This is a genomic window from Cognatishimia sp. SS12 (assembly GCF_028369055.1).
GTDB lineage: Bacteria > Pseudomonadota > Alphaproteobacteria > Rhodobacterales > Rhodobacteraceae > Cognatishimia.
This window is the reverse complement of sequence record NZ_JAQNCZ010000007.1, coordinates 51,394-73,656: the sequence shown is the minus strand read 5'-3', so window position 1 is coordinate 73,656 and position 22,263 is coordinate 51,394. Positions and strand designations below refer to the sequence as shown.

At 55.6% G+C, this 22,263-nt stretch carries 18 protein-coding genes; 9 read left to right on the top strand and 9 right to left on the bottom strand.

Annotated features, from left to right (window positions below; genetic code table 11):
- Positions 1 to 28 precede the first annotated feature (28 nt).
- Positions 29 to 637, top strand: a complete 609-nt coding sequence (locus tag N6L24_RS15025; protein ID WP_271845525.1) for a DJ-1/PfpI family protein — start codon at positions 29 to 31, stop codon at positions 635 to 637.
- Between the two features lie 60 nt (positions 638 to 697).
- Here N6L24_RS15025 and N6L24_RS15020 read toward each other — a convergent pair whose 3' ends face one another.
- Positions 698 to 2,641, bottom strand: coding sequence for a glycoside hydrolase family 127 protein (locus N6L24_RS15020; RefSeq protein WP_271845552.1), 1,944 nt, complete (start codon positions 2,639 to 2,641; stop codon positions 698 to 700).
- A 214-nt stretch (positions 2,642 to 2,855) separates the two neighbouring features.
- On the opposite strand from N6L24_RS15020, the gene N6L24_RS15015 reads away from it, so the two are divergent.
- The 6 genes from N6L24_RS15015 (at position 2,856) to N6L24_RS14990 (ending at position 9,495) form a co-directional block, all read left to right on the top strand.
- Entirely contained in the window at positions 2,856 to 4,118 is a 1,263-nt protein-coding gene (locus N6L24_RS15015) for an ABC transporter substrate-binding protein (protein WP_271845524.1), read from the top strand.
- A 116-nt stretch (positions 4,119 to 4,234) separates the two neighbouring features.
- Complete coding sequence (locus N6L24_RS15010; RefSeq protein ID WP_271845523.1) at positions 4,235 to 5,110, top strand: carbohydrate ABC transporter permease; 876 nt, start codon at positions 4,235 to 4,237, stop codon at positions 5,108 to 5,110.
- Positions 5,111 to 5,116: 6 nt separating this feature from the next.
- Positions 5,117 to 6,010, top strand: a complete 894-nt coding sequence (locus N6L24_RS15005; protein WP_271845522.1) for a carbohydrate ABC transporter permease — start codon at positions 5,117 to 5,119, stop codon at positions 6,008 to 6,010.
- A gap of 28 nt (positions 6,011 to 6,038) precedes the next feature.
- Complete coding sequence (locus N6L24_RS15000; protein ID WP_271845521.1) at positions 6,039 to 7,115, top strand: ABC transporter ATP-binding protein; 1,077 nt, start codon at positions 6,039 to 6,041, stop codon at positions 7,113 to 7,115.
- Positions 7,116 to 7,190: 75 nt separating this feature from the next.
- Positions 7,191 to 8,021: a DMT family transporter gene (locus N6L24_RS14995; protein WP_271845520.1), complete on the top strand. Its 831-nt coding sequence runs from the start codon at positions 7,191 to 7,193 to the stop codon at positions 8,019 to 8,021.
- Between the two features lie 58 nt (positions 8,022 to 8,079).
- A complete protein-coding gene (locus tag N6L24_RS14990) occupies positions 8,080 to 9,495 on the top strand; it encodes a sulfatase-like hydrolase/transferase (protein ID WP_271845519.1) in 1,416 nt (471 codons plus the stop codon).
- Positions 9,496 to 9,554: 59 nt separating this feature from the next.
- Here the strand turns inward: N6L24_RS14990 and N6L24_RS14985 are convergent, their stop codons facing one another.
- The 7 genes from N6L24_RS14985 to N6L24_RS14955 form a co-directional block, all read right to left on the bottom strand.
- Positions 9,555 to 10,232, bottom strand: a complete 678-nt coding sequence (locus N6L24_RS14985) for a GntR family transcriptional regulator (RefSeq protein ID WP_271845518.1) — start codon at positions 10,230 to 10,232, stop codon at positions 9,555 to 9,557.
- A gap of 171 nt (positions 10,233 to 10,403) precedes the next feature.
- Positions 10,404 to 11,141 (bottom strand): FadR/GntR family transcriptional regulator, encoded by a 738-nt coding sequence (locus N6L24_RS14980; RefSeq protein ID WP_271845517.1) that lies wholly within the window; start codon positions 11,139 to 11,141, stop codon positions 10,404 to 10,406.
- Positions 11,142 to 11,272: 131 nt separating this feature from the next.
- A complete protein-coding gene (locus tag N6L24_RS14975; protein WP_271845516.1) occupies positions 11,273 to 13,090 on the bottom strand; it encodes an ABC transporter ATP-binding protein in 1,818 nt (605 codons plus the stop codon).
- On the bottom strand, positions 13,065 to 14,204 hold the full coding sequence (locus tag N6L24_RS14970; protein ID WP_271845515.1) for an ABC transporter permease: 1,140 nt from the start codon (positions 14,202 to 14,204) through the stop codon (positions 13,065 to 13,067). Before N6L24_RS14970 ends, N6L24_RS14975 begins: the two co-directional genes overlap by 26 nt.
- Complete coding sequence (locus N6L24_RS14965; protein ID WP_271845514.1) at positions 14,201 to 15,184, bottom strand: ABC transporter permease; 984 nt, start codon at positions 15,182 to 15,184, stop codon at positions 14,201 to 14,203. The genes N6L24_RS14970 and N6L24_RS14965 overlap by 4 nt, the downstream gene beginning before the upstream one ends.
- Before the next feature lie 80 nt (positions 15,185 to 15,264).
- Positions 15,265 to 17,184, bottom strand: a complete 1,920-nt coding sequence (locus N6L24_RS14960; RefSeq protein WP_271845513.1) for an ABC transporter substrate-binding protein — start codon at positions 17,182 to 17,184, stop codon at positions 15,265 to 15,267.
- Between the two features lie 24 nt (positions 17,185 to 17,208).
- Entirely contained in the window at positions 17,209 to 18,366 is a 1,158-nt protein-coding gene (locus N6L24_RS14955; RefSeq protein WP_271845512.1) for a mandelate racemase/muconate lactonizing enzyme family protein, read from the bottom strand.
- A 362-nt stretch (positions 18,367 to 18,728) separates the two neighbouring features.
- Here N6L24_RS14955 and N6L24_RS14950 point away from each other — a divergent pair, with 362 nt between their 5' ends.
- Positions 18,729 to 19,964: a mandelate racemase/muconate lactonizing enzyme family protein gene (locus N6L24_RS14950; protein ID WP_271845511.1), complete on the top strand. Its 1,236-nt coding sequence runs from the start codon at positions 18,729 to 18,731 to the stop codon at positions 19,962 to 19,964.
- A gap of 54 nt (positions 19,965 to 20,018) precedes the next feature.
- Positions 20,019 to 21,452: an NAD-dependent succinate-semialdehyde dehydrogenase gene (locus tag N6L24_RS14945; RefSeq protein ID WP_271845510.1), complete on the top strand. Its 1,434-nt coding sequence runs from the start codon at positions 20,019 to 20,021 to the stop codon at positions 21,450 to 21,452.
- Between the two features lie 63 nt (positions 21,453 to 21,515).
- Here N6L24_RS14945 and N6L24_RS14940 read toward each other — a convergent pair whose 3' ends face one another.
- Positions 21,516 to 22,217: a GntR family transcriptional regulator gene (locus N6L24_RS14940; protein WP_271845509.1), complete on the bottom strand. Its 702-nt coding sequence runs from the start codon at positions 22,215 to 22,217 to the stop codon at positions 21,516 to 21,518.
- Between the last annotated feature and the right edge of the window lie 46 nt (positions 22,218 to 22,263).

Below are 22,263 nucleotides of genomic sequence, written 5' to 3'. Positions count from 1 at the left end.
TCCCATCGTTTTCAGAGGGGCGGATTGTATGCTGAAAATTGGGGCAGTGGTCTTCCCGGGATTTGAATTGCTGGACCTTTTTGGGCCATTGCAGATCTTTGGGATGTTGCCTCAAAATTTTGAGACCCATCTTGTTGCTGAAAGGCACGGCGCGATCCCAAGCAAACAGGCACCATCTGCATTTGTTGATACTTCATTTGAAGATGCGACGGCATTTGACGTTTTGTTGATCCCGGGTGGGATTGGTACGAGGCGAGAGGTTGATAATCCCGTCATGATGGATTGGCTTCAAAGCGTTTCTGCTGACGCCGCATACATCCTGAGTGTTTGTACCGGCAGCGCGCTTCTGGCAAAGGCCGGTATTTTGGATGGTCGCCGGGCAACCACCAACAAAGGCGCATTCCAGTGGGTGGAAGAGCAGGGGCCCAATGTGCGCTGGGTGAGCCGGGCCCGATGGGTGGAAGATGGTCGTTTTTTCACATCGTCGGGTGTATCAGCGGGCATCGATATGGCCCTAGGATTCACAGCTTCCGTATGCGGTCAAGAAGTTGCTGAGAAAGTTGCAAATTGGTGCGAATACAAATGGTGCGATGACAGGGATGACGATCCCTTTGCCGACCTGTACGGCCTTAATTGAACCGCAATTAGACGTTCTTAAATAGAAAGCCCGCGCCAGATAGGCGCGGGCTTTTTTTGTTTAGCCGTATTGCAGCGGCAGCCAGACCGACATGGTGTTGTCCGGCCGGTTGTTCCAGGCAAAGTAGGGGATGAGCGTGGCCTTGACCGTTGCTGCGGGCAGTTTGGCCAGCGGCGCGTATAGCTCGTGGCTGGTCCAGGACGAGCGCAGCTGCAGATCCGTTGAGAGAACCCTCAACCCTTCAAACAGGCCAACGCCCGGCTGTACCTCAAACTGCGTGTCGGACCGCAATACCACATCGTCAATCGAGGTGCCGTCCGGCAGGTCCGCGCCCTCCAGGCAATAGACCAAGGGGCCACAAATGACGGCAGCCTGGCTGCGGGCCTCTTCGACTTCGGGGCGCGCGGTCAGAACCTGCGGAGAGGTGTCAAACGACAGTTCAATCACATCGCCCGCCGACCATGTGCGTGTGACGGCCACATAGTTCGGGCTGCCGACAGGCACGCCGATGGCATCGCCATTCACGGTCAAAGACGCGGTGGGCGTCCAGCCGGGGATGCGCAGGTGAATGGTCAGCTCACCCTCCGGGGCCGCCTCCACCTCAAAACGTATGTCACCACCCCATGGGTAATTGGAACTTTGAGTCATCGACAGCTTTGCGCCGTTGATGTCCGTGTTGATCGTGTTGGCACCATAAAGATGGACCCAGACGGCGTTTTCGCCGGTGGAGTAGGTCCAGCGATGCAGGCCCGCGATGGTGCGTGTGATCTGCGGTGGACAGCAATAGCAGCGCCAGGTTTTCCAGCGCACCGGCGAGTCGTTGGAGATCAGCATATGGTCTTTGCCGTTGAACCGCAGTGGATTGGTATAGGTGAACTGCTCACCATCCAGCGACAGGGCCGACAGCGCAGAGTTAAATAGCACCCGCTCCATCACATCGGCATAACGCGCATCCCCGGTCAGCTGCAGCAACCGCCAGCTCCACATAGCGTTAGAGATATTGGCGCAGGTTTCATTGTAGGCTGAGTCATTGGGCAGCTGAAAAGGGCGGCCATAGGCTTCGCTGATTTCTTCGTAATCGGGGTTGGATCGCTCAGCGATCCCCTTGTGCAATGCGCCAATGCCGCCGGTGATGTACATTTTTCGATAGGTGCTGTCCTCCCAGATGCGGGTGATGGCATCCAGCAGCTCTTGTTCGTTGGTCTCCATCACCAGATCGGCTGCGCCGGCCCAAAGGTAGGGGCCGGTGACGGCGTGGCCCACCGCTTCGGTTTCGGCGCGCACCGGCACGCGGTCTTGCGTCTGGTCCAGATCCGAGCGCGGATTTTTCGGGTTGGAGCCGCGGTTGTCGATGTAAATCTTGGCGAGCTCCAGATACCGCTGTTCTCCGGTTTCGCGATAAAGTTCGACCAGCCCCATGATCTGCGAAGGGTTAAAGCAGAATGCCGAAAGTTCGGGGTCGCGGGTGCTGAAGGTGTCATAGAGATAGTCCGCAGCGCGCAACGCCACATTCAGCAGGCTGGTTTTCTTGGTGACTTGGTGATGCAACACGCCGACGGTCAGCAAATGCCCGAAATTGTAAAGCTCGTGGTCGTGGATATTTGTCCAGCGCGGACGACCTGTCAGTGTGATTTGCGTACAGATATACCCATCGTCTTCTTGCGCCGATGCAATTTCAGAAATCATGCCATCGATCTGCGCGTCCAGCGCGGCATCATATTCGAGATCCAGAAACAGGATCATGGTTTCGAGCGATTTGTAACAGTCGCCATCGCTCCAATCGACGCCAACGAACGCGCCCGTTCCGCTGCCCGCGTTCTTGAAGTTCGGGAAATAGGTGGCGTTGCTTTTGTCGTTCAGTGCCGCAAGCACACTGGGCAACGAATCATTTTTCACTGTTGTCAGTTTTTGCGCCCAGAAGCCGTCGGTCCACCGAACTGCGTCAGAATCCAGTCGTTTTAGCTTGGAAAAAGGGCTGACGTGAATCGATTCATTCACTCGCATATTCATATTATGATCCTCATTTCGGTGCGACTTACCCAGCGTTCACAGGGATTTTGTCTTAATTTTAAGGGGTTGAACCAAGATCGCAGTCTTGGATTCAAACCAGACAAGGTAACTCTTGACTGGATTTCAGCATAACACTACATTTTAAAAAATATCGGTAAAGTAAAATAACGCCGACAAATATATTAATATCAATCCTAGGGAGGATAGTATGTCAAAACTACTGAATACCACCGCGGCGGCTCTGCTTGCTTTGCCAGGTGTCTTCGCGGCTGACATCGCGAGTGCGGAAGGGGAGGTACACCTGTTCCACCGGTCGGCCGCTGAAGCAGCCCGCAAACCGCGCATGGACATGTGGAATGTCTGCGCCGAGAAGCTTGACATCACTATTGTCGAGAATTTTTCTCCGCCTGAACAATACGAAGTTCAGTTGCCTGTTCAGCTGTCCAGCTCCACTCCGCCGGACATCTATGCACTTTGGGCTGGCGGTCGCGCACAATTCCAAGCGGCAACCGGCAAAATCAAGAACATGAATGAGGCCTGGGAAGAGATCAAAGGCAACTACCCAGCAGGTATTCAGGCCACTTCGACCGAACCTGATGGCAATGTCTACGTCATTCCAACCACCTTCCAGCCCAACGTTTTCTGGTACAACAAAGCCCTCTTTGCAGAGCATGGCTTGTCTGAACCACAGACCTGGGACGAGCTGATGAATGTGGCTGAGACCCTCAAAGGGGCGGGCGTCACTCCATTCGTGCTGGGCGCAAAGTCCGGTTGGGAGCCACTGTTCTGGTTTGACTATATGATCCTGCGGGTTGCAGGCTCTGATTTCCGCAATGGGCTGATGTCCGGTACGGAAAGCTATCTGGATCCCAAAGTCATCGAAGCCATGGAAAAATGGGCTGACCTGATCGAAAAGGATTATTTTGACGATGGCTTCTCCAGCCTGGGCTGGCGCGAAATGGCGACCAAGCTGCTGAACGGCGAAGCGGCCATGGAAATTATGGGGCCATGGACTGCTGGTAACTTCATCCGGTCTGGCTGGACACCTGACGAAGACTTTGGTGTTTTCAACTTCCCGACAATCGATCCAGCAATCCCTGCGGCGGTTGAAGGTGCGGTTGAAGGTTGGGCGGCCTCGGGTGCCGGTGCCAATACCGAAAACGCTGTTGAGATGCTGAAATGTATCAGCTCTGCTGATGCGCAGCGCGAGTTTGCTATTCAGGCACAGCGCCCGACAGCAAACAATTCCATCCCGGTGGATCTCTATGAACCGGCGTCGATCCAGCCGACAATCAACAAGTTCTATGATATGCTGGACGCACCGTTCCACCAGAACCTGGAGTTGGCGACACACCCAGGCGTGACCGAAATCGCGAAACGCGAATTCCCGCGCTTCCTCGTGTTCCCAGATCAGTACATGCAGGTTCTGGAACGTCTGGAAGAACGTCGCCTTGAAGTTTTCGGCGGCTAATCCATAGCCCATCGGCTTTGAAATGCTCCGATGCGGGATATCGCATCGGAGCGCATGATCATCAGGGACAGGAGCGCAGGAGCTCCACCCGCATTACTTAATCGAGGAGTAGGACATTGAACGCCCGGTACACGCCTTGGCTGTTTTTGATGCCAGCCATCGTGATCTACGGATTTTTCGGAGCCATTCCGATCTTGCAGACGTTTTACATCAGTATGACGGATCAGGTCGGTGTTGCAGGTGCCGGAAACTTTGTTGGTCTCACAAACTATATTGAGCTCTTTCAGGATGAATATTTCCTGAATTCTCTAAAGAATACAGGTATCTGGGTCGCTTGTTTCCTTGTCATTCCAAATACCCTTGCCGTGATCATCGCGCTTTTGGTGAAACGCACCTTCTGGGGGGCGAGCATCATCAAAACCGTGTTTTTCCTGCCGCTGGCGCTGTCGTTTGCCATTGTCGGGGTCATCTGGGCCTGGATTTACGAGCCTGATGTCGGCCTGCTTGACCAGTTGTTGATCGGGCTTGGGCTCGATGTGCTGATTGTCGAATGGCTTGGTCCACATGCAGGCAATTTTTCGGTGATCGCTGCAGCGGCCTGGCGTCAGACGGCGTTTGCCACCGTGATCTATCTGGCAGGTCTTTCGGCCATTCCGCAGGAATTGATCGAAGCGGCCAAAGTGGATGGCGCAACCCGTCGTCAGGTCTTTTTCCGCATCACGCTGCCGCTGCTGAAGCCGGCCAATACCATCGCGGTGTCTTCCGCTCTGATTCAGGCGCTTTTGGCGACCGAAATCGTGCTGACCATGACACGCGGCGGCCCCTTTGGCATGACCGAAGTCGTCGGCTACCGCATGTATATGGAAACCTTCTGGAACTACAAATTCGGCTACGGCGCCGCCATCGGTGTTGTTGTGACGATCATGACCGCCACAATGGTTGTTCCTTATGTCAGACGCATGGCCAAGGCCATGGAACGAGAGTGGAGCTAAGGTCCGATGACACAGATTGATACCAATACACTGTCTGCGTCCGGGTCCGAACCCGACCGTGGGAGCATGTTTGAACGCTTTGAAGAGCCTGTGGTGCGCTCAGGTCAAATTGGCCTGCTGCTGCTCTTGGCTGCGATCTTCTTCATGCCGATCTTTGGGTCCTTGCTGACCTCGATCCGCACGATCGAAGATATCACCACCAATGGCTCCTGGGCCTTGCCGTCGAGCTATGAGTGGGAAAACCTGCAAATCGCTTTCATCAAGATGCTGCCTTTCCTGAAGGCCTCGACCATCATCACCCTGCCATCGGTTGCAGGAACGTTGCTGGTGGCGACCATGGCGGGCTACGCGCTGAGCAGGTTGCGCTTTCAAGGGCGTCTCTGGATGTTCCTGGTGATTGTTTCGCTGAGCTTCGTGCCCATTCACACGCAGCTGATCCCGGTGTTTCGCCTGATCAGTGAAATTGGGCTGCACGACACGTTCATTGCCCAGATCATTGTGCACATCATGCGTCACATTCCCTTTGCTGTGTTGATCATGACGAACTTCTTCAACACGGTGCCGGGCGAATTGCGCGAAGCGGCCCGCATTGACGGCGCGAATGAGTGGACGATTTTCCGGCGGGTCTATGCACCCATCGCGCGTCCTGCAATTTCGGCGCTGGTGGTGCTTGAATTCACCTGGATCTGGAATGACCTGCTGTGGGGCCTCGTGCTGACACAGGGGACCGGCAAAAAGCCAGTCACCGTAGGCATCCTGTCTTTCCAAGGTGAATATGAAATCGCCTATAACATGGTAGCGTCCGGCGCGGTGATCGCAGCGATCCCGACACTGGCTGTCTTCCTCATCTTCCAAAAACAATTCATCCGCGGGATGACCATGGGGTCTGTGAAGGGCTAAGCCTGGATCAGCTCAAAGGAGTACAAAAATGGCACATGTAGCGATCAAAGATATCTACAAAAACTATGGGGCGGTGCGCGCGCTGAAAGGCATCGATTTTGAAATCAACGATGGCGAATTTGTTGCGCTGGTCGGTCCGTCCGGCTGTGGTAAAACCACTTTGCTGCGGATGATCGCCGGTCTCGAAGACATCACCGGCGGCGAAATTCATATCGCCGGCCGCGTGGTGAACGACCTGCAACCCAAGGCGCGGGACATCGCCATGGTGTTTCAGAACTACGCGCTCTATCCGCATATGAAAGTGGCTGATAACATGTCGTTTTCGATGCAGCTCGCGGGGGCACCCAAGGACGAGATCAAGACAAAGGTTGAGGAAGCCGCGCGCATTCTGAACCTTGAAAACTACCTTGATCGTTACCCGCGTGAGCTGTCGGGCGGTCAGCGCCAGCGCGTCGCCATGGGCCGCGCGATTGTGCGCAACCCCAAGGTCTTCCTGTTTGACGAACCGCTGTCCAACCTGGATGCCAAGCTGCGTGTGTCCATGCGCGCCGAAATCAAGGCCCTGCATCAGCGCCTTGGCACCACGGCGGTTTACGTGACCCACGACCAGATCGAAGCCATGACAATGGCCGACAAGATTGTGGTGATGAGCGAGGGCCATGTAGAGCAGGTGGGCACGCCGCTTGAACTCTATGATGAGCCGCAGAATCTGTTTGTCGCAGCCTTTATCGGTTCGCCCTCGATGAATCTGATGGAGGCGACGGTGACAGAAAGCGGTCTTAAGATCGGGTCTTTCCCCGAGATCGCCACTCAGTCCTATGACTGGTTGCCCACCGGCAAAGAGATTGTGGTTGGCATGCGTCCCTATGATTTCGCAATCGGCGACACGGGGCTGAAGCTGGATGTTTCTGTGACCGAGCCGACAGGCGTTGAAACCCAGGTGGCGGGCCATATCGAAGGCAAGCCTGTGACCTGCCTCTTCAAAGAGCGTGTGTCGGGCCGCTATGGGGACACGATGCATGTGACACCAAACGGCCCGCTGCATGTTTTTGACAAAGAAACCGGTCAACGTCTGGGTACGGCCTTTACCGTCACCAAACACTAAGCGGAGTTCGAAACGAAACGAATGGACACCGCAGTTCAAACTTCCCCAAAAGCCAAATTGGCTTTTGGGATTTTTTTGGTCACGATTTCAGGGGCCTTTCTGGCGTCCCAGGACGCTTTGGTAAAACTATTGGTTGCCGAGAATTCGGTGTTTCAGATCGCCTGGCTGCGCCACACGCTCCATGCGGTTATCGTCACCTCGATCTTGCTGATCCTGCATGGTCCCAAGATATTCAAAACTAAGGCGCCCAAACTGCACATGGCGCGGGCCGCAGCTTTGATCACCTTGACGCTTTTGCTCTATAGCGCGTTTCAAGTCATGTCTTTGGCTGAGGCAACGGTGCTGATGTTTCTCGGGCCTGTTCTGGTCACGGTGCTCTCTGTGCTGGTGCTGAAAGAACGAATCGGGCCCCGGCGGGTGGTCTCGGTTGTCTTGGGTTTCGTGGGCGTCACGGCGGTGATTGGACCGATATTTGACGCGATGTCCTTTGCCGTTTTCCTGCCGCTCGCCGCGGCGCTCTGTATGGCGACATTTATCCTGCTCAGCCGGCGACTTTCAGGCCCTGAAGAAGCGAAAACAGCCTTTATTTCATTGCCAATTCTTGCAAGTTTGGCCCTTTTGCCTATACAACCCTTCGTATGGTCCGCCATGAGCCTGAATGAGTTCCTCATCACCGTATGTTTGGCATCTTTGGGGTCGGCGGGACAGGTTTTGTTGCAGACGGGGCTGAGCTACGCAAGCGCGTCAATTCTGGCTCCGTTCCTATATGGGCAAGCGATCTTCGCGAGTGTTTTGTCCGTCCTCTTTTTCGGTGACGTTCTGGGGGTCGGCTTTTACATCGGTGGGTTGCTGATTGTCGGAAGCGGGATCGCCATCTGGTGGTTCGAACGCGATCACGTCCAGTAACACTCACGTATTACCCTTGCTGGTGGCACACACGCGAAGAGAAAAGAGAAACGTTCTGATGAAAAAGCAAAACATAATATTATTCCTCACTGACCAGTGGCGGTGGGATACTTTGAACCAGCCGGGGAACCCTGCGAAACTGCCAAATTTGCAGGCGTTCAAGCAAGAAGCCACCAATTTCACCAATGCCTTCACCTCGGTGCCGCTGTGCACGCCCGCGCGGGGCAGCCTCTTTACCGGCAAACTTCCGCATCAGAACGGCACCATGGACAACGTCTCTGGGGGGTCTTTCTATCCAGAGGGCAAATTGCACCCAAGTCACCCCACCTATATGGAGCGGCTGATGGCTGCGGGCTATGACGTCAGCTTTATCGGCAAGTGGCACCTGGGCAAAGGCACGCTGATTGATCGCGGGATCACGGATGCCCCGCTGAGCGATGGCGGCGACAACGCCCTTGTTGCCTCGGTGGATGACCTTGAGTTTGCCGAAGATCGCCTGAACCCGTTTTACGGCACCGTTCTGGATGGCATCCCGGCGGATGAACAGCGCGCGATGATCGGCATCGAACGTCTGGAACGCTACGCGAAATCGGACAAGCCGTTCTGCCTGATCGTGTCCCTGCATGGCCCGCATTTCCCGCACAATGTGCCGCAGAAATGGGTCGATCTCTATGATGATCTGCCCGAAGACTACATGCCGGACAACTACATTCCGCAGTTCACTGAAACCGATAAGCCGCACGCGCAGTCTGCGCATTATTGGCCCTGTCAGGACACCCGTGGTCTGACCCAGCAAGATTGGCGCAAAACTGCGCAGCATTACTGGGGATTCTGTTCCTATATCGATGACATGTTCGGTCAGTTCTGGCGCAAGATGAAAGACCTGGGTCTGGATCAGACGTCGGTTCTGGGCTTTACTGCCGATCATGGCGAAATGCTCGGCTCGCATGGCTGGTTCGACAAGGGGCCATTCTTCTATGAAGAAGTCATGCGCATTCCGATGTTCATGCACACGCCGAACGGCAAGGCCGGGGAAGTGCGCGACAACTATGTGAGCTTCCGTGATGTCTTCCCAGCGTTGCTGGATCAGGCCGGAGTGGGCGATTTGCTGTCGGACGAAGAACAGGCCCGGTCTTTCTGGAAAAGCGACGCTGATCACATCACCTATGGCTATGACGCCTATCAGGGGCGGCAGTTCAAATTCCGCGGCATTCGCAATGACCGCTATAAATATGCCTGGAGCCCGCATGACATCGAAGAGCTCTATGATCTCGAAACCGACCCGGGTGAACGCATCAACTTGCATCAAAGCGCAGAGCATGCCGCGATCAAGGCGGATCTGAAAGACCAGCTGTTTGACCAGATGCGCGCCGAAGAAGATGCGCTGGCCTATCCGGGGTATCAACTGCCGGTGGGCAGTTACATCGATGGGCGTCCGCACGAAGAACAGCATATCCATCAAAAGCCAAAATAACCAAAAAGAGGAAGCCCTATGGGCTTCCTCTTCCGCTTTTGGCTTTGTTGATCTGGCGGTTAGCTGGACATGGCCTCGGATGCAGATTTGGTTGTCCGGTCGATGTGATCCGTGGTCAATGCACAAGCTTCTTTGACATCTCTGCGAATGACCGCATCGTAAATAGCGGCATGTTCGGCCGCCGTGTCGCGACTGCTGTTCTTTTTGGTGCGCGACAAATAGCGATAGCGTTCATGGTGATGATAGACCTGCGCGCGCAGTTCCAGCAGCCAGCGTGATTGCGTTGCCGAGACCAGCGCCTCGTGAAATTCATTGTTCCGCAATTCCAGTTCGCGCAGGTTTTCCGGCGATTTGCTGCGCCCCTCGGCAAGTGTCAGGCGGTGATAGGAGGCGACAACCCGCGCTTCCCAATCGTCTTTGCCAGACAGTAGGCTTTCGCGCAGTGCTTCGCATTCCAGCAGATTACGGACCCGGCCTACATCTTCGACATCGGCAGGGGAGGCTTCTTTGACACGGAAACCGCGTTGGGTTTGCTGAACAACCAAACGATCCCCGACCAGACGCGACAGCGCTTCGCGCAGGGGGGCGGCGCCAACGCTATATCGCGCGCGCAGGTCGGCCACTTTCAGTTTGCTTCCGGGTTGCAAGTGACCCTGAATAATATCGTCGCGAATGCTGCCATAGGCGAGTTCGGTATCGGTCTGCGTTGAATCGCTGTTCGGGGCCAAATCGTTCATTCTACTCACAATCGTTGATAGGAGTATATTCTATCAACGAAAGCAGGAAGTCGGCAATATCTACAAAGTGCAAAAGTGGTGATTTTCGAAATTTTATCGATGAAAATTTCAGTTTCGTACTTTAGCCCAAGTCGGCACCAAAACGTCATTCAAAGCTCCCAATGGCCTTGATTACGACATTTGCTCCAACAGGCGACGATTTGAATCGGCCAGATGCTCTTTCATACGCATATAGGCACCTTCGGTGTCTTGTTTGCGAATGACTTCGGCAATGTTCTGGTGGAAGGGCAAGGACCGCTTGTTATAGTCGCGATCTGGGTTTGTGAGGCGAATTGACAGCATCAAACCTGCGAAAATCGCATTCTCAAGAGAATCCAAATAGGGGTTATGCGCGGCTCTGAGAATGGCGATATGAAACTGCGCGTCGGCAATCACATACTCATTGCTTTCATCCAGATTTTTGGCCATCCGGTCGAGTGCGTTGAAGATGTTTTCCAGATCCGCCTCGGTCCGGCGTTCAGCGGCGTAGCGCGCGGCGTCCGGTTCAATGGACTGGCGCAGCTCCAGCAGGCGCATGATCCGATCATTATCAACCGGAATGCCCTGATGCCAAAGCAATATGTCGCGGTCCAGCATCTGCCAGTTGCGAATGTCCTGGACGCGGGTGCCGATACGTTGGCGCACCTCTAGCATGCCTTTGGCAACCAGCATTTTTACCGCTTCGCGAATGACGGTGCGGCTGACCCCAAATTCTTCGCAAAGCTTTACCTCATCAGGCAAAAGCTGACCGGGCTGCAGAACTCCCTCAAGAATACGCTCACCGATGGTGCGGGAGACTTGTCCCGACAGAGAGCGTGAGAGAGTCTGATTGACCGGAATAACGCCTTTGGCATCCATGATGAATTTCATTTTGTTGTTGCAGTTGCCTATTGTTACGGAAGTCCGGGGCATATCGCAATTGCGCGAAGCGCAAAAAATCGACAAAATCGGCTTTTGTCATATCTTTTTGGGCGACGGGGGAGGGCCGCCGCCCAAAAAGCTTAGCTTGCTTTGCGCATCCGGGGGTCAGGATTGGGCACAGCCGCAAGCAGTTTCTTGGTGTAGGGGTGCTTCGGGTTGGCAAACAACTCGTCGCGGGTGGTCAGTTCGACAATCTTACCCTGGTACATCACGGCCACACGGTCGCAGATATGCTTCACGACGCTGAGGTCATGGGTGATGAACAGATAGGTCAGATCAAATTCGTCCTGAAGGTCCTGCAACAGGTTCAGCATCTGCGCCTGAATGGACACATCCAAAGCCGAGACCGCTTCGTCCGCGATCACCAGTTCGGGGTTGGTCGCCAGCGCACGGGCAATGCCAAGACGCTGACGCTGCCCGCCCGAAAACGCACCGGGGTATCGCAACAGGAATTCTGTCTTCAGCCCGGCCTGAACAAGCAGGTCAGAGACGCGCGCCTGAAGGTCACGCCGCCCAAGGCTTTCGGCCTTTTGCAGACATTGCCCAACCAGATCGATCACCCGCAGACGTGGGTTCAACGAAGATTGCGGATCTTGGAACACCATCCGCATATCGCGCCAGACGTCGCGCAGCTCACTCTTGTTGGCCTGGGTCAGATCAACCGTTGGCTTTGCCTTGCGGTGAAACAGAACCTCACCAGAGGTCGGATCCAGAATGCGCATGATCGCGCGGCTGAGCGAGGTCTTGCCACTGCCACTTTCGCCAACGATGCCAAAGGTTTCGCCGCGATAGACGTCAAATGAGATCTCGTCGCAGGCCTTGACCACGTCCGTAGACTTTGAAAACACGCCGCCACCAATCGGGAAATGCACATTTAGGTTTTTGACTTCCAGAATGCGGTCTTCCTCATTGTGCGTTTTCGGCTCGGCGGGCGCGATTTCTGCGACCTTATGCCCTTCAAGCCGGGCGTCCGGGCTGAGGTTGGCAGGGTTGTTCATATAACCCGGCGGCAGCAGTTCGCGGATGTCGGGCAGGCGACGGCGCCGAATACCACCCAGCCGCGGAGCGGAGGCGAGAAGCGCTTTGGTATAGGGGTGTTTGGGGTTCTCAAACACCGAGTAGACATCGCCGCGCTCAACGATTTTGCCAGAGTACATCACAGCAACGTCTTCAGCGACTTCGGCCACCACACCCATGTCGTGGGTGATCAGCATCACGCCCATCTGGCGTTCCTGCTTCAGCTCGGCAATCAGATCAAGGATCTGCGCCTGGGTGGTTACATCCAAAGCTGTCGTCGGCTCATCGGCGATCAGCAGCCGCGGCTGACAGGACAGGGCCATCGCAATCATAGCGCGTTGACGCATGCCGCCAGACAGTTCGAAGGGGTAGGCCTCGAACCGTTCCGCCGGCCGCGGAATGCCCACACGATCCAAAAGATGGATCGCCTCTGCTTTGGCTTCGGCCTTTGTCACATTGCGGTGCAGACGAATGGTTTCAACGATCTGCTGACCGATCTTGGTGATCGGGCCAAGCGAGGACATGGGTTCCTGGAAGATCATTGAAATGTCTTGCCCGCGCACGTCACGCAGCAAGCGCGACCCATGGCGTTCCTTGGCAAGGTCGACCTCACGCCCATCTGCCGAACGATAGTGGATCGAGCCCTCTACGATGCGGCCCGGGTTATCAACAATGCGCAGGATGGACCGCGCCATGATGGATTTCCCGGAACCGGACTCGCCAAGGATACACAGCGTTCGGTTGGAATGAATGTCCAGATCAACATCGTCGACGGCTTTGACGATCCCGTCCTCGGTGAAGAACTGGGTCTTCAGACCCCGGATCTTCACCAAAGGCGCGGTGTCAGACTGCGGGTTATTGTGCATGGGGATCTGCTGCATCACGAAGACCATCTCCAAGGAAGTTGAGGGACAGCACGGCCAGAACGATGGCCACGCCAGGGCTCCAGAGAAGCCAAGGGGCTTCGATGATTGAGCGGATGTTTTGCGCTTCTTTCAGCAAGGTGCCCCATGAAACCTGTGGCGGCTGAAGGCCAATGCCGAGGAACGACAGGGAGGTTTCTGCGAGGATCATCAGCGGTACGGCCAGCGTCAGCGAGGCGATGATATGGCTTGAGAAGCTTGGCACCATGTGTTTCATGATGATTTCCCAGTCGCTCAGCCCGTCCAGGCGCGCGGCGGTGATGAAATCCTCGTTCCGCAAACTGAGGAACTTACCTCGAACTTCGCGGGCGAGGGAGGTCCAGCCGATCATCGACACGATCACGGTCACGACAAAGTAGGTGCGCAGCGGCGGCCAATCGAGCGGGATCGCAGCGGCCAGACCCATCCAGAGCGGAATGGTCGGCACCGAGCGGATGAATTCGATCAGACGTTGGATCAGGTTGTCGGCCAGGCCGCCGTAGTAACCGGAAATGCCACCGAGAATGACACCGATCACCAGCGATACGGCGACACCGACAAGGCCAATGGACATCGACACACGGGTGCCCACCACAACACGGCTGAGAATGTCACGTCCCAGACGGTCCGCGCCAAAGATGAACACGGTATCGCGCGGGTTCTTTGGCCCAAAGAAATGGGTGCTGGAGTCAACCAAGCCCAGCAGTTTGTACTCATGCCCTTTGACGAAGAAGCCCATCGGAATGATCTTGCTTTCGTCTTCCACAAAGGTGCGGCGGCGCAGCTCGGTGTTGAGCTCCATTTTCATGCCTTTTGCGTGGAGCATGAAATTGGTGGAGCCATCCTCATCTTTTACGAAAAGATGTAGGCCTTGCGGCGGCTGAAAGGTGTGGCGCACGCTGGTTTTGTGCGGATCTTGCACAGCTAGGAATTCACCCAGGGCGGCCACGAGATAAATCAAACCGACAATATACAGGCTGAACATCGCCAGTTTATGCTTGCGGAACTTTCTCCAGATTAGCGCCCAAGGGCCAAGGACCACAGGAGCTTCGGGCGCGTCAGCTGGCGCGAGATTTTGTGTTGTATCGGTCATTGGTAGCGAATCCTTGGGTCAATCCAGGCAAGCAGCAGGTCGGAAATCAACGTGCCGACGACGGTCAGCATGCTCACGATCAGGATCAGAGAGCCCGCAAGGTACATGTCTTGAACCAGCAGCGCGCGCAGCAGCAGCGGTCCAGTGGTGGGGAGGTTCATCACAACGGCAACGATGATTTCGCCAGAAACAAGCGTCGGCAAGATCCAACCGATGGTGGAGACGAAAGGGTTCAGCGCGACGCGCACGGGATAGCGCAGCAGCAGCTGGAATTCGCTCATGCCTTTGGCACGGGCTGTGACCACATAGGGGCGATAAAGTTCGTCCAAGAGGTTGGCGCGCATGATGCGGATCAGGGCCGCGGCGCCAGATGTGCCCACAACGACAATCGGCATCCAGATGTGTTTGAACAGATCGACGTATTTGTCCCAGGTCCAAGGCGCATCCAGATATTCCGGGCTGACGAGGCCGCCAACGCTTTGGCCGAAATATTTGAAAGAGATGTACATCATCACCAGGGCCAGCAGGAAGTTTGGCACAGCCAGGCCGATGAAACCAAAGAAGGTCGCAATGTAGTCACCCGCGGAGTACTTGCGAACTGCAGAATAGATGCCGATGGGCAGCGCTGTGATCCAGATGAACAGCAGCGTCATGATCGAGATACCAAAGGTCCAGCCCAGGCGGTTCCAGATCAGGTCCGTCACCGGACGGTTCTTTTCAAAGGACAGTCCAAAGTCGCCATGCAGCAGGATGGCTTTCATCCATTTAAAGTATTGCACATAGATTGGCTGTCCGAGCCCGTATTGCTCTCGCAGAGCATCCATTGTGCTCGAATCTTCTACGCCGGCCTCGCCAAGCTCGGTCATCAAGACGTCCAGATAATCCCCCGGGGGCAGCTGGATGATGACAAAGGTGACAATTGATACCAGAAACAAAGTCGGGATCATGTATAGGATCCGACGAAGGATAAAGCCCTTCATGGCAGTCTCTTCTTTCTGTGAATGAGGTTCATTCTGGGTGGACGAGGCCCCAAAGTTCGGGGCCTCGCTTTAGTCGAAGGTTAGGGCAGGCTCTTGCCACCTTCGTAGTAGAGTTGCGCGGTGTAAGGCGCAGGGTACCACAGCTGGCCCGCAATCGGCAGCGGATCAGGTACGTTGCGTACGTTGTTCCGTGCAATGCCGAATGGCGGCAGGTTTTGTACCAGACCAACAGTGAAGAGCTGAGGCATCGCGAGGTCAAGAACCTCTTGCATGCGGGCCTTCTGGTCTTCTGGGTTGCTTGCGGTCAGAACCTTTTCATAGGCGTCAAATACCGCTTTCACCTCTGCTGGTGGTTCTTCACCGGTGGTTGGGTCTACGCCCCACTTGGCCCATTCGATGGCCCAGTTCACGGTGTTGCCTGGCAGCGGTACGTAGCAGATTGGTGCTGTATAGGCATCTGCCTGACCACCGGCACAGTTCCACATGTAGGCGTCATGCTCGTTGGAGCGCACCAGTTCCATCAGACGGGACCGGTCGGTCGCGCGGACCTGGAAGTCCAGACCTACGTCACGGGCATATTCAGCCACCAGTTGCATCGCATCTGGGAATTGCAGACCAAAGACGTCAGCCACCATGAAGATCAGGGTGAAACGGTTGCCATCTGGACCCAGACGGAAGCCTTCGTCGTCCTTGTTCGGGATAACCTTGTCCAGGAACTCATTCGCCAGATCTGGGTTAAACTCGGTGAACTGCTTGGCGTACTCTTCCTTGTACAGACCAGAGGTCTCACGCGGGGAGGTTTGCACAGCCAGACCAGAGCCGAAGTACAGCAGATCGATGATTTCCTGACGGTTCACCGCGTGGCTCAGGCCTTTGCGGAAATCAACGTTGCTCAGCACTTCACGCTTCACCGGATCTTCGTGGTTCAGGTTCAACATCAAGATCATGGTGTTGGACGGAAGATCGTTGGTGTCAAAGAAACGGTATTTGCCGCGCTCTTTGTTGTCGTTCAGTACCGCACGGTATGCTGGGCGACCCAGGTGACGGTTCATATAGTCGATTTCACCGTTGAAGGCCTTAAGCAGAATGGTTTCCACGTCTTCCACCTGATCATAGGTGATGCGGTCCATATAAGGCAGCTGCTGGCCAGCTTCGTCGACTTTGAAGTAGTATGGGTTGCGCTCTGCAACAACGCGATCGGTGGACCCGTAGGCGTTGGTCAGGTGCCAAGCGTGCAGGGTTGGGCGATCTGGGTTCTGCCAGAAGAGCGGCGTGTGCATTGGGCCGGCCTTCAGGTTGAAAAGTTGGATCCAGTCAGCAGCGGCTGGCTCTGCGTCCACCAGTGCCTGAATGTCTGGGTTATACTTTTCGTGGAATTGGCTCAGGTAGTGTTTTGCATAAACAACTGGGTAATAGCCGAAGCCATATGCCATTTGCTGCAGGAACAGACCGTTTGGCTCGCCAAATTTAAACTCAACAGCGGTGTCGCTGAGTTTGGTCACTTTGACAGGGCCGGATGGGCCAACATAGTTGGGGTGCTTGGATGGGGTCAGCTTCTCGTTTGAGAAGACGTCTTCATACCAGAACATGATGTCGTCTGCTGTGAACGGCGCACCATCAGACCAACGCATACCTTCGCGTAGGTTAAAGACAAATGTGCTTGCGTCTTCAGAGACATCAACGCTTTCGGCGATGTTCGGACGCACTTCGGTCCAGTTCACATCCCAGCGTACGAGGTTTTCGCTGCCGATGGTGCGCACGATGTTGTGCTGATCACCGCCGCCCAGGATCGCACGGCGCAGAGTGCCGCCATATTCACCGGGCTGTTCCACGACTTCGAGAACCAGGGGGTTTTTGGGCAGGCGCTCCTCCAGCGGGGGCAGGGCACCGCTTGCTACCTGTTCCTTCAGCATGGGGGCTTCTTCGAAGCTCCAGGCTGCTGTTGCAAATCCGAGGGCAAGACTGGCCCCCGTCAATGCAATTTTGCTAAAAAATGTCATATTTCTCCTCCTATGCTGGTCTTCTTACCAGTTGGTCACACTCCCGTCGGGTTTGATCAGGTGTGGACATTCAACGTGCGCAGCATTTTCCGCTTCGCGCAGCGCATCTTCATCAACCTCGACACCCAGACCCGGCGCATCGCTGACGATGTAGTTTGGGCCTACGATTTCTGCCTGAGTTGGGAAAATCTTCTTGTCATGGAAGCCAAGCTCTTCAACACGGCTTTGGCGGGTTTCAACCCAGCTCAAATTCGGAACAGCGGCACTCATATGGGCAGTGGCTGCGGTGCAGATCGGGCCCAATGGGTTGTGCGGCATCAGGTCGATGTAATGGCGTTCGCTCCAACCGGCGATCTTCATCGCTTCGGTAAAACCGCCGACATTACAGATGTCGATGCGCATATATTGGGTCAGACCTTTGTCCAAATATGGACCGGCTTGCCACTTGGAGGCAAATTCTTCGCCGACCGCAAATGGCACGCTGGTCATGGACCGCAGCATTTCATAGGCCTCTGGGGTTTCATCGCGAATGGGCTCTTCCAAGAAATCCAGCACGCCGGCCGGCAGCATATTGCAGAAGCTCGCAGCCTCTGCAGGGGTCAGCCGGTGGTGGTAGTCAATGCCAAGCGCAATGTCCGGGCCAATCAGTTCGCGCACGGCGACCAGTTGTTTCACGGTTGCGGCGATGCTCTTGCGTGCCTCGAACGTCCGTCCGTCGCCATAATAAGAGGGCGCGACACGCACACATTCAAACCCATCGTCCAGCAGGACCTGCACTTGATTCAGCATATCCGCAGGGTCTGGCGCGGTTGCGGTCGCAAAGCTGGGCACCACGTCGCGGTGTTTGCCGCCGAGCAATTGATAAACTGGCACACCCAGCTGCTTGCCCAGAATGTCATAAAGCGCAATGTCGATTGCCGAAATCGCGGCGGTGATTACACGACCGCCTTCAAAATACTGGCTGCGATAGAGTTCTTGCCAGATACGACCAATGCGGCGGGAGTCTTGCCCAACAAGGATATCGGCAAAGATGTCGACCATGGCGCAGACAGATTTTTCGCGCGAGGACAGGCCAGATTCGCCCCAGCCAACTGTGCCGTCGTCGGTTTCTACACGAACCAAAGTTTGGTTGCGCATTCCAACGCGAATGGTGTGGGCGGTTATTTTGGCGATCGTCGTCATGGTTGCTCCGGCGTGGCGATTCTGAATCAAGGCGCGGATTGCGGTAGATTCATTGTGCTATTCAGTTCTTATAGCCCATGAAATGAAATAATCATACATTATTTTGGCATTTCGCACACAAATCCGGCATTTCAGCCCCTTGTCCAAATGTCAGAATCGCAATCCGCGAACGGTAAGGCGTTGAAAGGTAATATCATTTTGCATCGCAATAATCACCAGACTCTTTATGGCGACGGCGATTTTCTTGATCCTGAAAGTTTTTTTACCGCCGAAATGAATTTCTATCGACATTTTACTAAAGCTAATATATTAGTACTCATGATTACCCACTAAGTCATCGCTCTGCGATCAAGAGAGGTTCCGTGACGTCTATCCCTCAAAGCTCATCTGTGCCCGCCCAGGCGGCGAACCTCGGCGAAGATGGCGCTGAAAGCCAGATCCTGCGGGCCTGCGCGCCGCTCAAGATCACCGCGATCCGCGCGTTCATGCAGCGTGTCGATGATCGCCCCCGGGTTTTGGTCAGTGTCGAGACTGACGCCGGAATTTCGGGGTGGGGAGAGGCTTATAACCATGGGCCAGATCTGGCGCTGCCACCCATACTCGATTACTTTTTCTCGCTGTTAGAAGGCGAGGATCCGCGCCGTGTCACCTTCCTGCATAACAAAATGTTGCATATCGGTCGTTTTCCTCCTGGTTCGCTTGGCTTGGCCGCCATTGCAGCCATTGATCATGCACTTTGGGATATTGCAGGTAAGGCGGCCGGCCTGCCGGTTTATCAGCTGCTTGGCGGCAATGTGCGCGACCGCGTGCGCGTCTATGCGACGGCCATTTATCACCCCGATCCGGATGATGCCGTGCCCTTGCTGATGGGCTTGAACGAAAAATTCGGCATTGATGCCTTTAAGCTCAGCCCCTATCGCATTGGCCCTTACGAAACGCGCTGGGGTTTGGTCTGCAAAGCGCTGGCTGAATATTTCGCGGAATTGCGTCAGCGATTGCCAGCCCATTTTGAAATTGCCTTTGATGCGCATGCCGTCATCCAAGAACAGGCGCAGGCTGTGCAGATGGCCAAAGCGCTTGAGCCTTATGAACCGTTCTTCTTTGAAGAGCCGATGCGCCCGGAACACATGCCTGCATGGGGGCGGCTGAAGCAAAAGATCAATATTCCGCTGGCAACCGGCGAGGCCCTTTATAATCGCTTTGAGTTCCTGGCACTGCTGCAAGAGGGTGGCGCTGATATTGTTCAGCCCGATATCGCGGTTGTTGGCGGTCTTACAGAAATGCGCCGCATTGCCGAGGTGGCCGATGCGCATTTTGTGCCCGTTGCGCCGCATAACCCGATGGGGCCACTGGCGACGGCGCATAACCTGCATTTCTCAGCAGCGACGCCGAATTTCAAAATCCTTGAATACAAGATTTGCAATGACTGCCCTTGGATTAAGGACCAATACCTGCCGGTTGATGGCCATCTTGAGCTGCGGCCTGATCGCCCGGGCTGGGGCGTCGAAATTGATGAAGATGTCATCAAGGTCGACGACTACATTCATTGGAAGCGTGATGCCTACGTCAAACCCGACGGTGCCACGGCATATTCCTGACATTTCAGCGGCCGGCTCTGGTCGCGCAATCGCATAGATAAAAGGATCAATCGCATGATCGACAAGCCGCTTTTCCTGATTGGCGGGGAGTTTACCGACCAGTCAGAGCATCCCAGCTTTCCTGTGGTGAACCCTTGCACCGAAGAAAATTTGTGGGACTGTCCGCAGGCCGGACCCAGCCATGTGGCAGAGGCCGTCAAACATGCCAAGGCGGCGCAAAGCGCATGGGCTGACACCCATCCGTCGGCGCGGGCGACTTTGCTGCGCAAAACCGCAGACATCCTTGCATCTCGGGTTGAAGCCATCGGCAAAGCGCTCTCGCTTGAAGTGGGGCGCCCGTACAAGATGGCCGTCGGTGAGCCGACGCGCGGTGTTGAAATCCTGCATTGGATTGCGGGAGAGGCGGACCGCATCGGCGGAGAAACACTGACCTCTCGGGCCGGGGGGCGCATCAGCATCGTGCGCGAGCCTGTGGGAATCGTTGCGGGCATCACGCCATGGAATTTTCCGGTGGGTCAGGCCTTGCAAAAACTGGGGCCCGCACTGGCCGCCGGTTGCCCGATCATCCTGCGCCCGGCGGAAATCGCGCCATTGACAGCAACGCTGCTGGTGCAGTGTTTCGTGGATGCGGGGTTCCCCAAAGGGGTGATCCAAATGTTGCACGGCGCGCCGCAGCCGATTTCTGATGCGATCTTTGACAATCCAGACATCCGCAAGGTGGCCTTCACCGGGTCGACTGCTGTCGGCAAAATGCTCCTCGCGAAAGCCGCAGCGTCGGTCAAACGTACGTCGATGGAATTGGGCGGCCATTCGCCGGTTATTGTCTGCGCAGATGCCGATCTGGACAATGCTGCCGCGCAAACAGCCATGCTGAAATTTGCCAACAGCGGGCAGGTATGCATCGCGCCCACGCGCTTTTACGTGCACGAAGATGTCGCTGAGGCCTTTACGCAAAAGCTGGTCGCGCAGGCAGAGGCGCGCGTTCTTGGCGATAGCCAAAATCCCGACAGCACCATGGGTCCCTTGGCCCATGCTGGTCAGCGCGCCAAGTTGGAAGAGCTGATCGCCGATGCCATTGCAAAGGGCGCGACGGTCCGTACAGGCGGCGCGCGGCCCGCCGGTTTGGATGTGGGATATTTCCTGGAGCCAACCGTGCTCGCCGATGTGCCGGCAGATGCGCGTATCATGCACGAAGAGCCATTTGGTCCGGTTGCGTTGATCACGACTTTTAGCGATCTGGATGAGGCCATCGCGCGGGCCAATGACAGCGAATATGGTCTGGCGTCCTACGGGTTTACAACCGATCTGGCCACATCTGAAAAGCTGTCGCGCGGGTTGCAGGCCGGCGTCATTGCGATCAACAACATTGACGTCTCAGGCCATGAATCGCCCTTTGGCGGTATCAAGCAATCAGGCATTGGCCGGGAGGCCGGGCGTTATGGCATTCTGGAATACATGAATATCAAAGCGACGCATGTGACCTGGTAACCAGGGTCTCATGCGGCAAAGTTCGAAGGATCTACAGGCGCACATCCGCCCTGTGGGTCCTTTTTACTTAAAGTAATCTGGATGCTGTAGGCGCAGATCTTCCAGTCTTGAGATCGTCACCGAAAGGTGACTGCGGATCGCGTCCTGGGCACCGCCAATGTCCGCGGCTTCGATTGCGTTCAGAATTTTCGTATGGTCCGCAATCACCCCGGCATTGCGCTTGGGGTCGCGGTGATACAGCTTGCCGGCCCGCGCGATATTGCCACTTTGCGATTTGATCAGCTGATGCTGCGCGCCCTGTCCAATGCTGTCAAAGATGGTTTTGTGAAAGGTCTCGTCCAATTCATTGAACATGCTTTCGACCGCAGGTTCATTGCCAAGGGCTTCGGCCATTCGAATGATGGCGCGCAGGTTGCTGATGACCTCCGGGTCCGGGTCGGCAGCCACACGGCGCACTGCTTCGCTTTCAAGCGCGAGGCGCAAGAACTGGGCTTCGCGCAGTTGCTCAATATCAATCGCAGAGACGCAGGTTTTGGCGTGGGGGAAAATATCCAGCAGCCCGTCTTTTTCAAGGCGCTGCATGGCCTCGCGGATCGGTGTGGCGCTGACGTCGTATTCTGCGGCAAGTTCAGATCGGACCAGAACAGTGTTTGGCGGCAACTCCAGGTTCAGGATGCGCGCCCGCAGGGCCAAGAAGACGCGCGTTGAGGCCGACATATTGGACTGTTCGGGGCGATTGAGAAACTTGCTATAGAGTGTGTCCATCGTGGTTTGGCTGTTCCTTTGCGGTCTGTCTTCAGTCTTAGCGCCT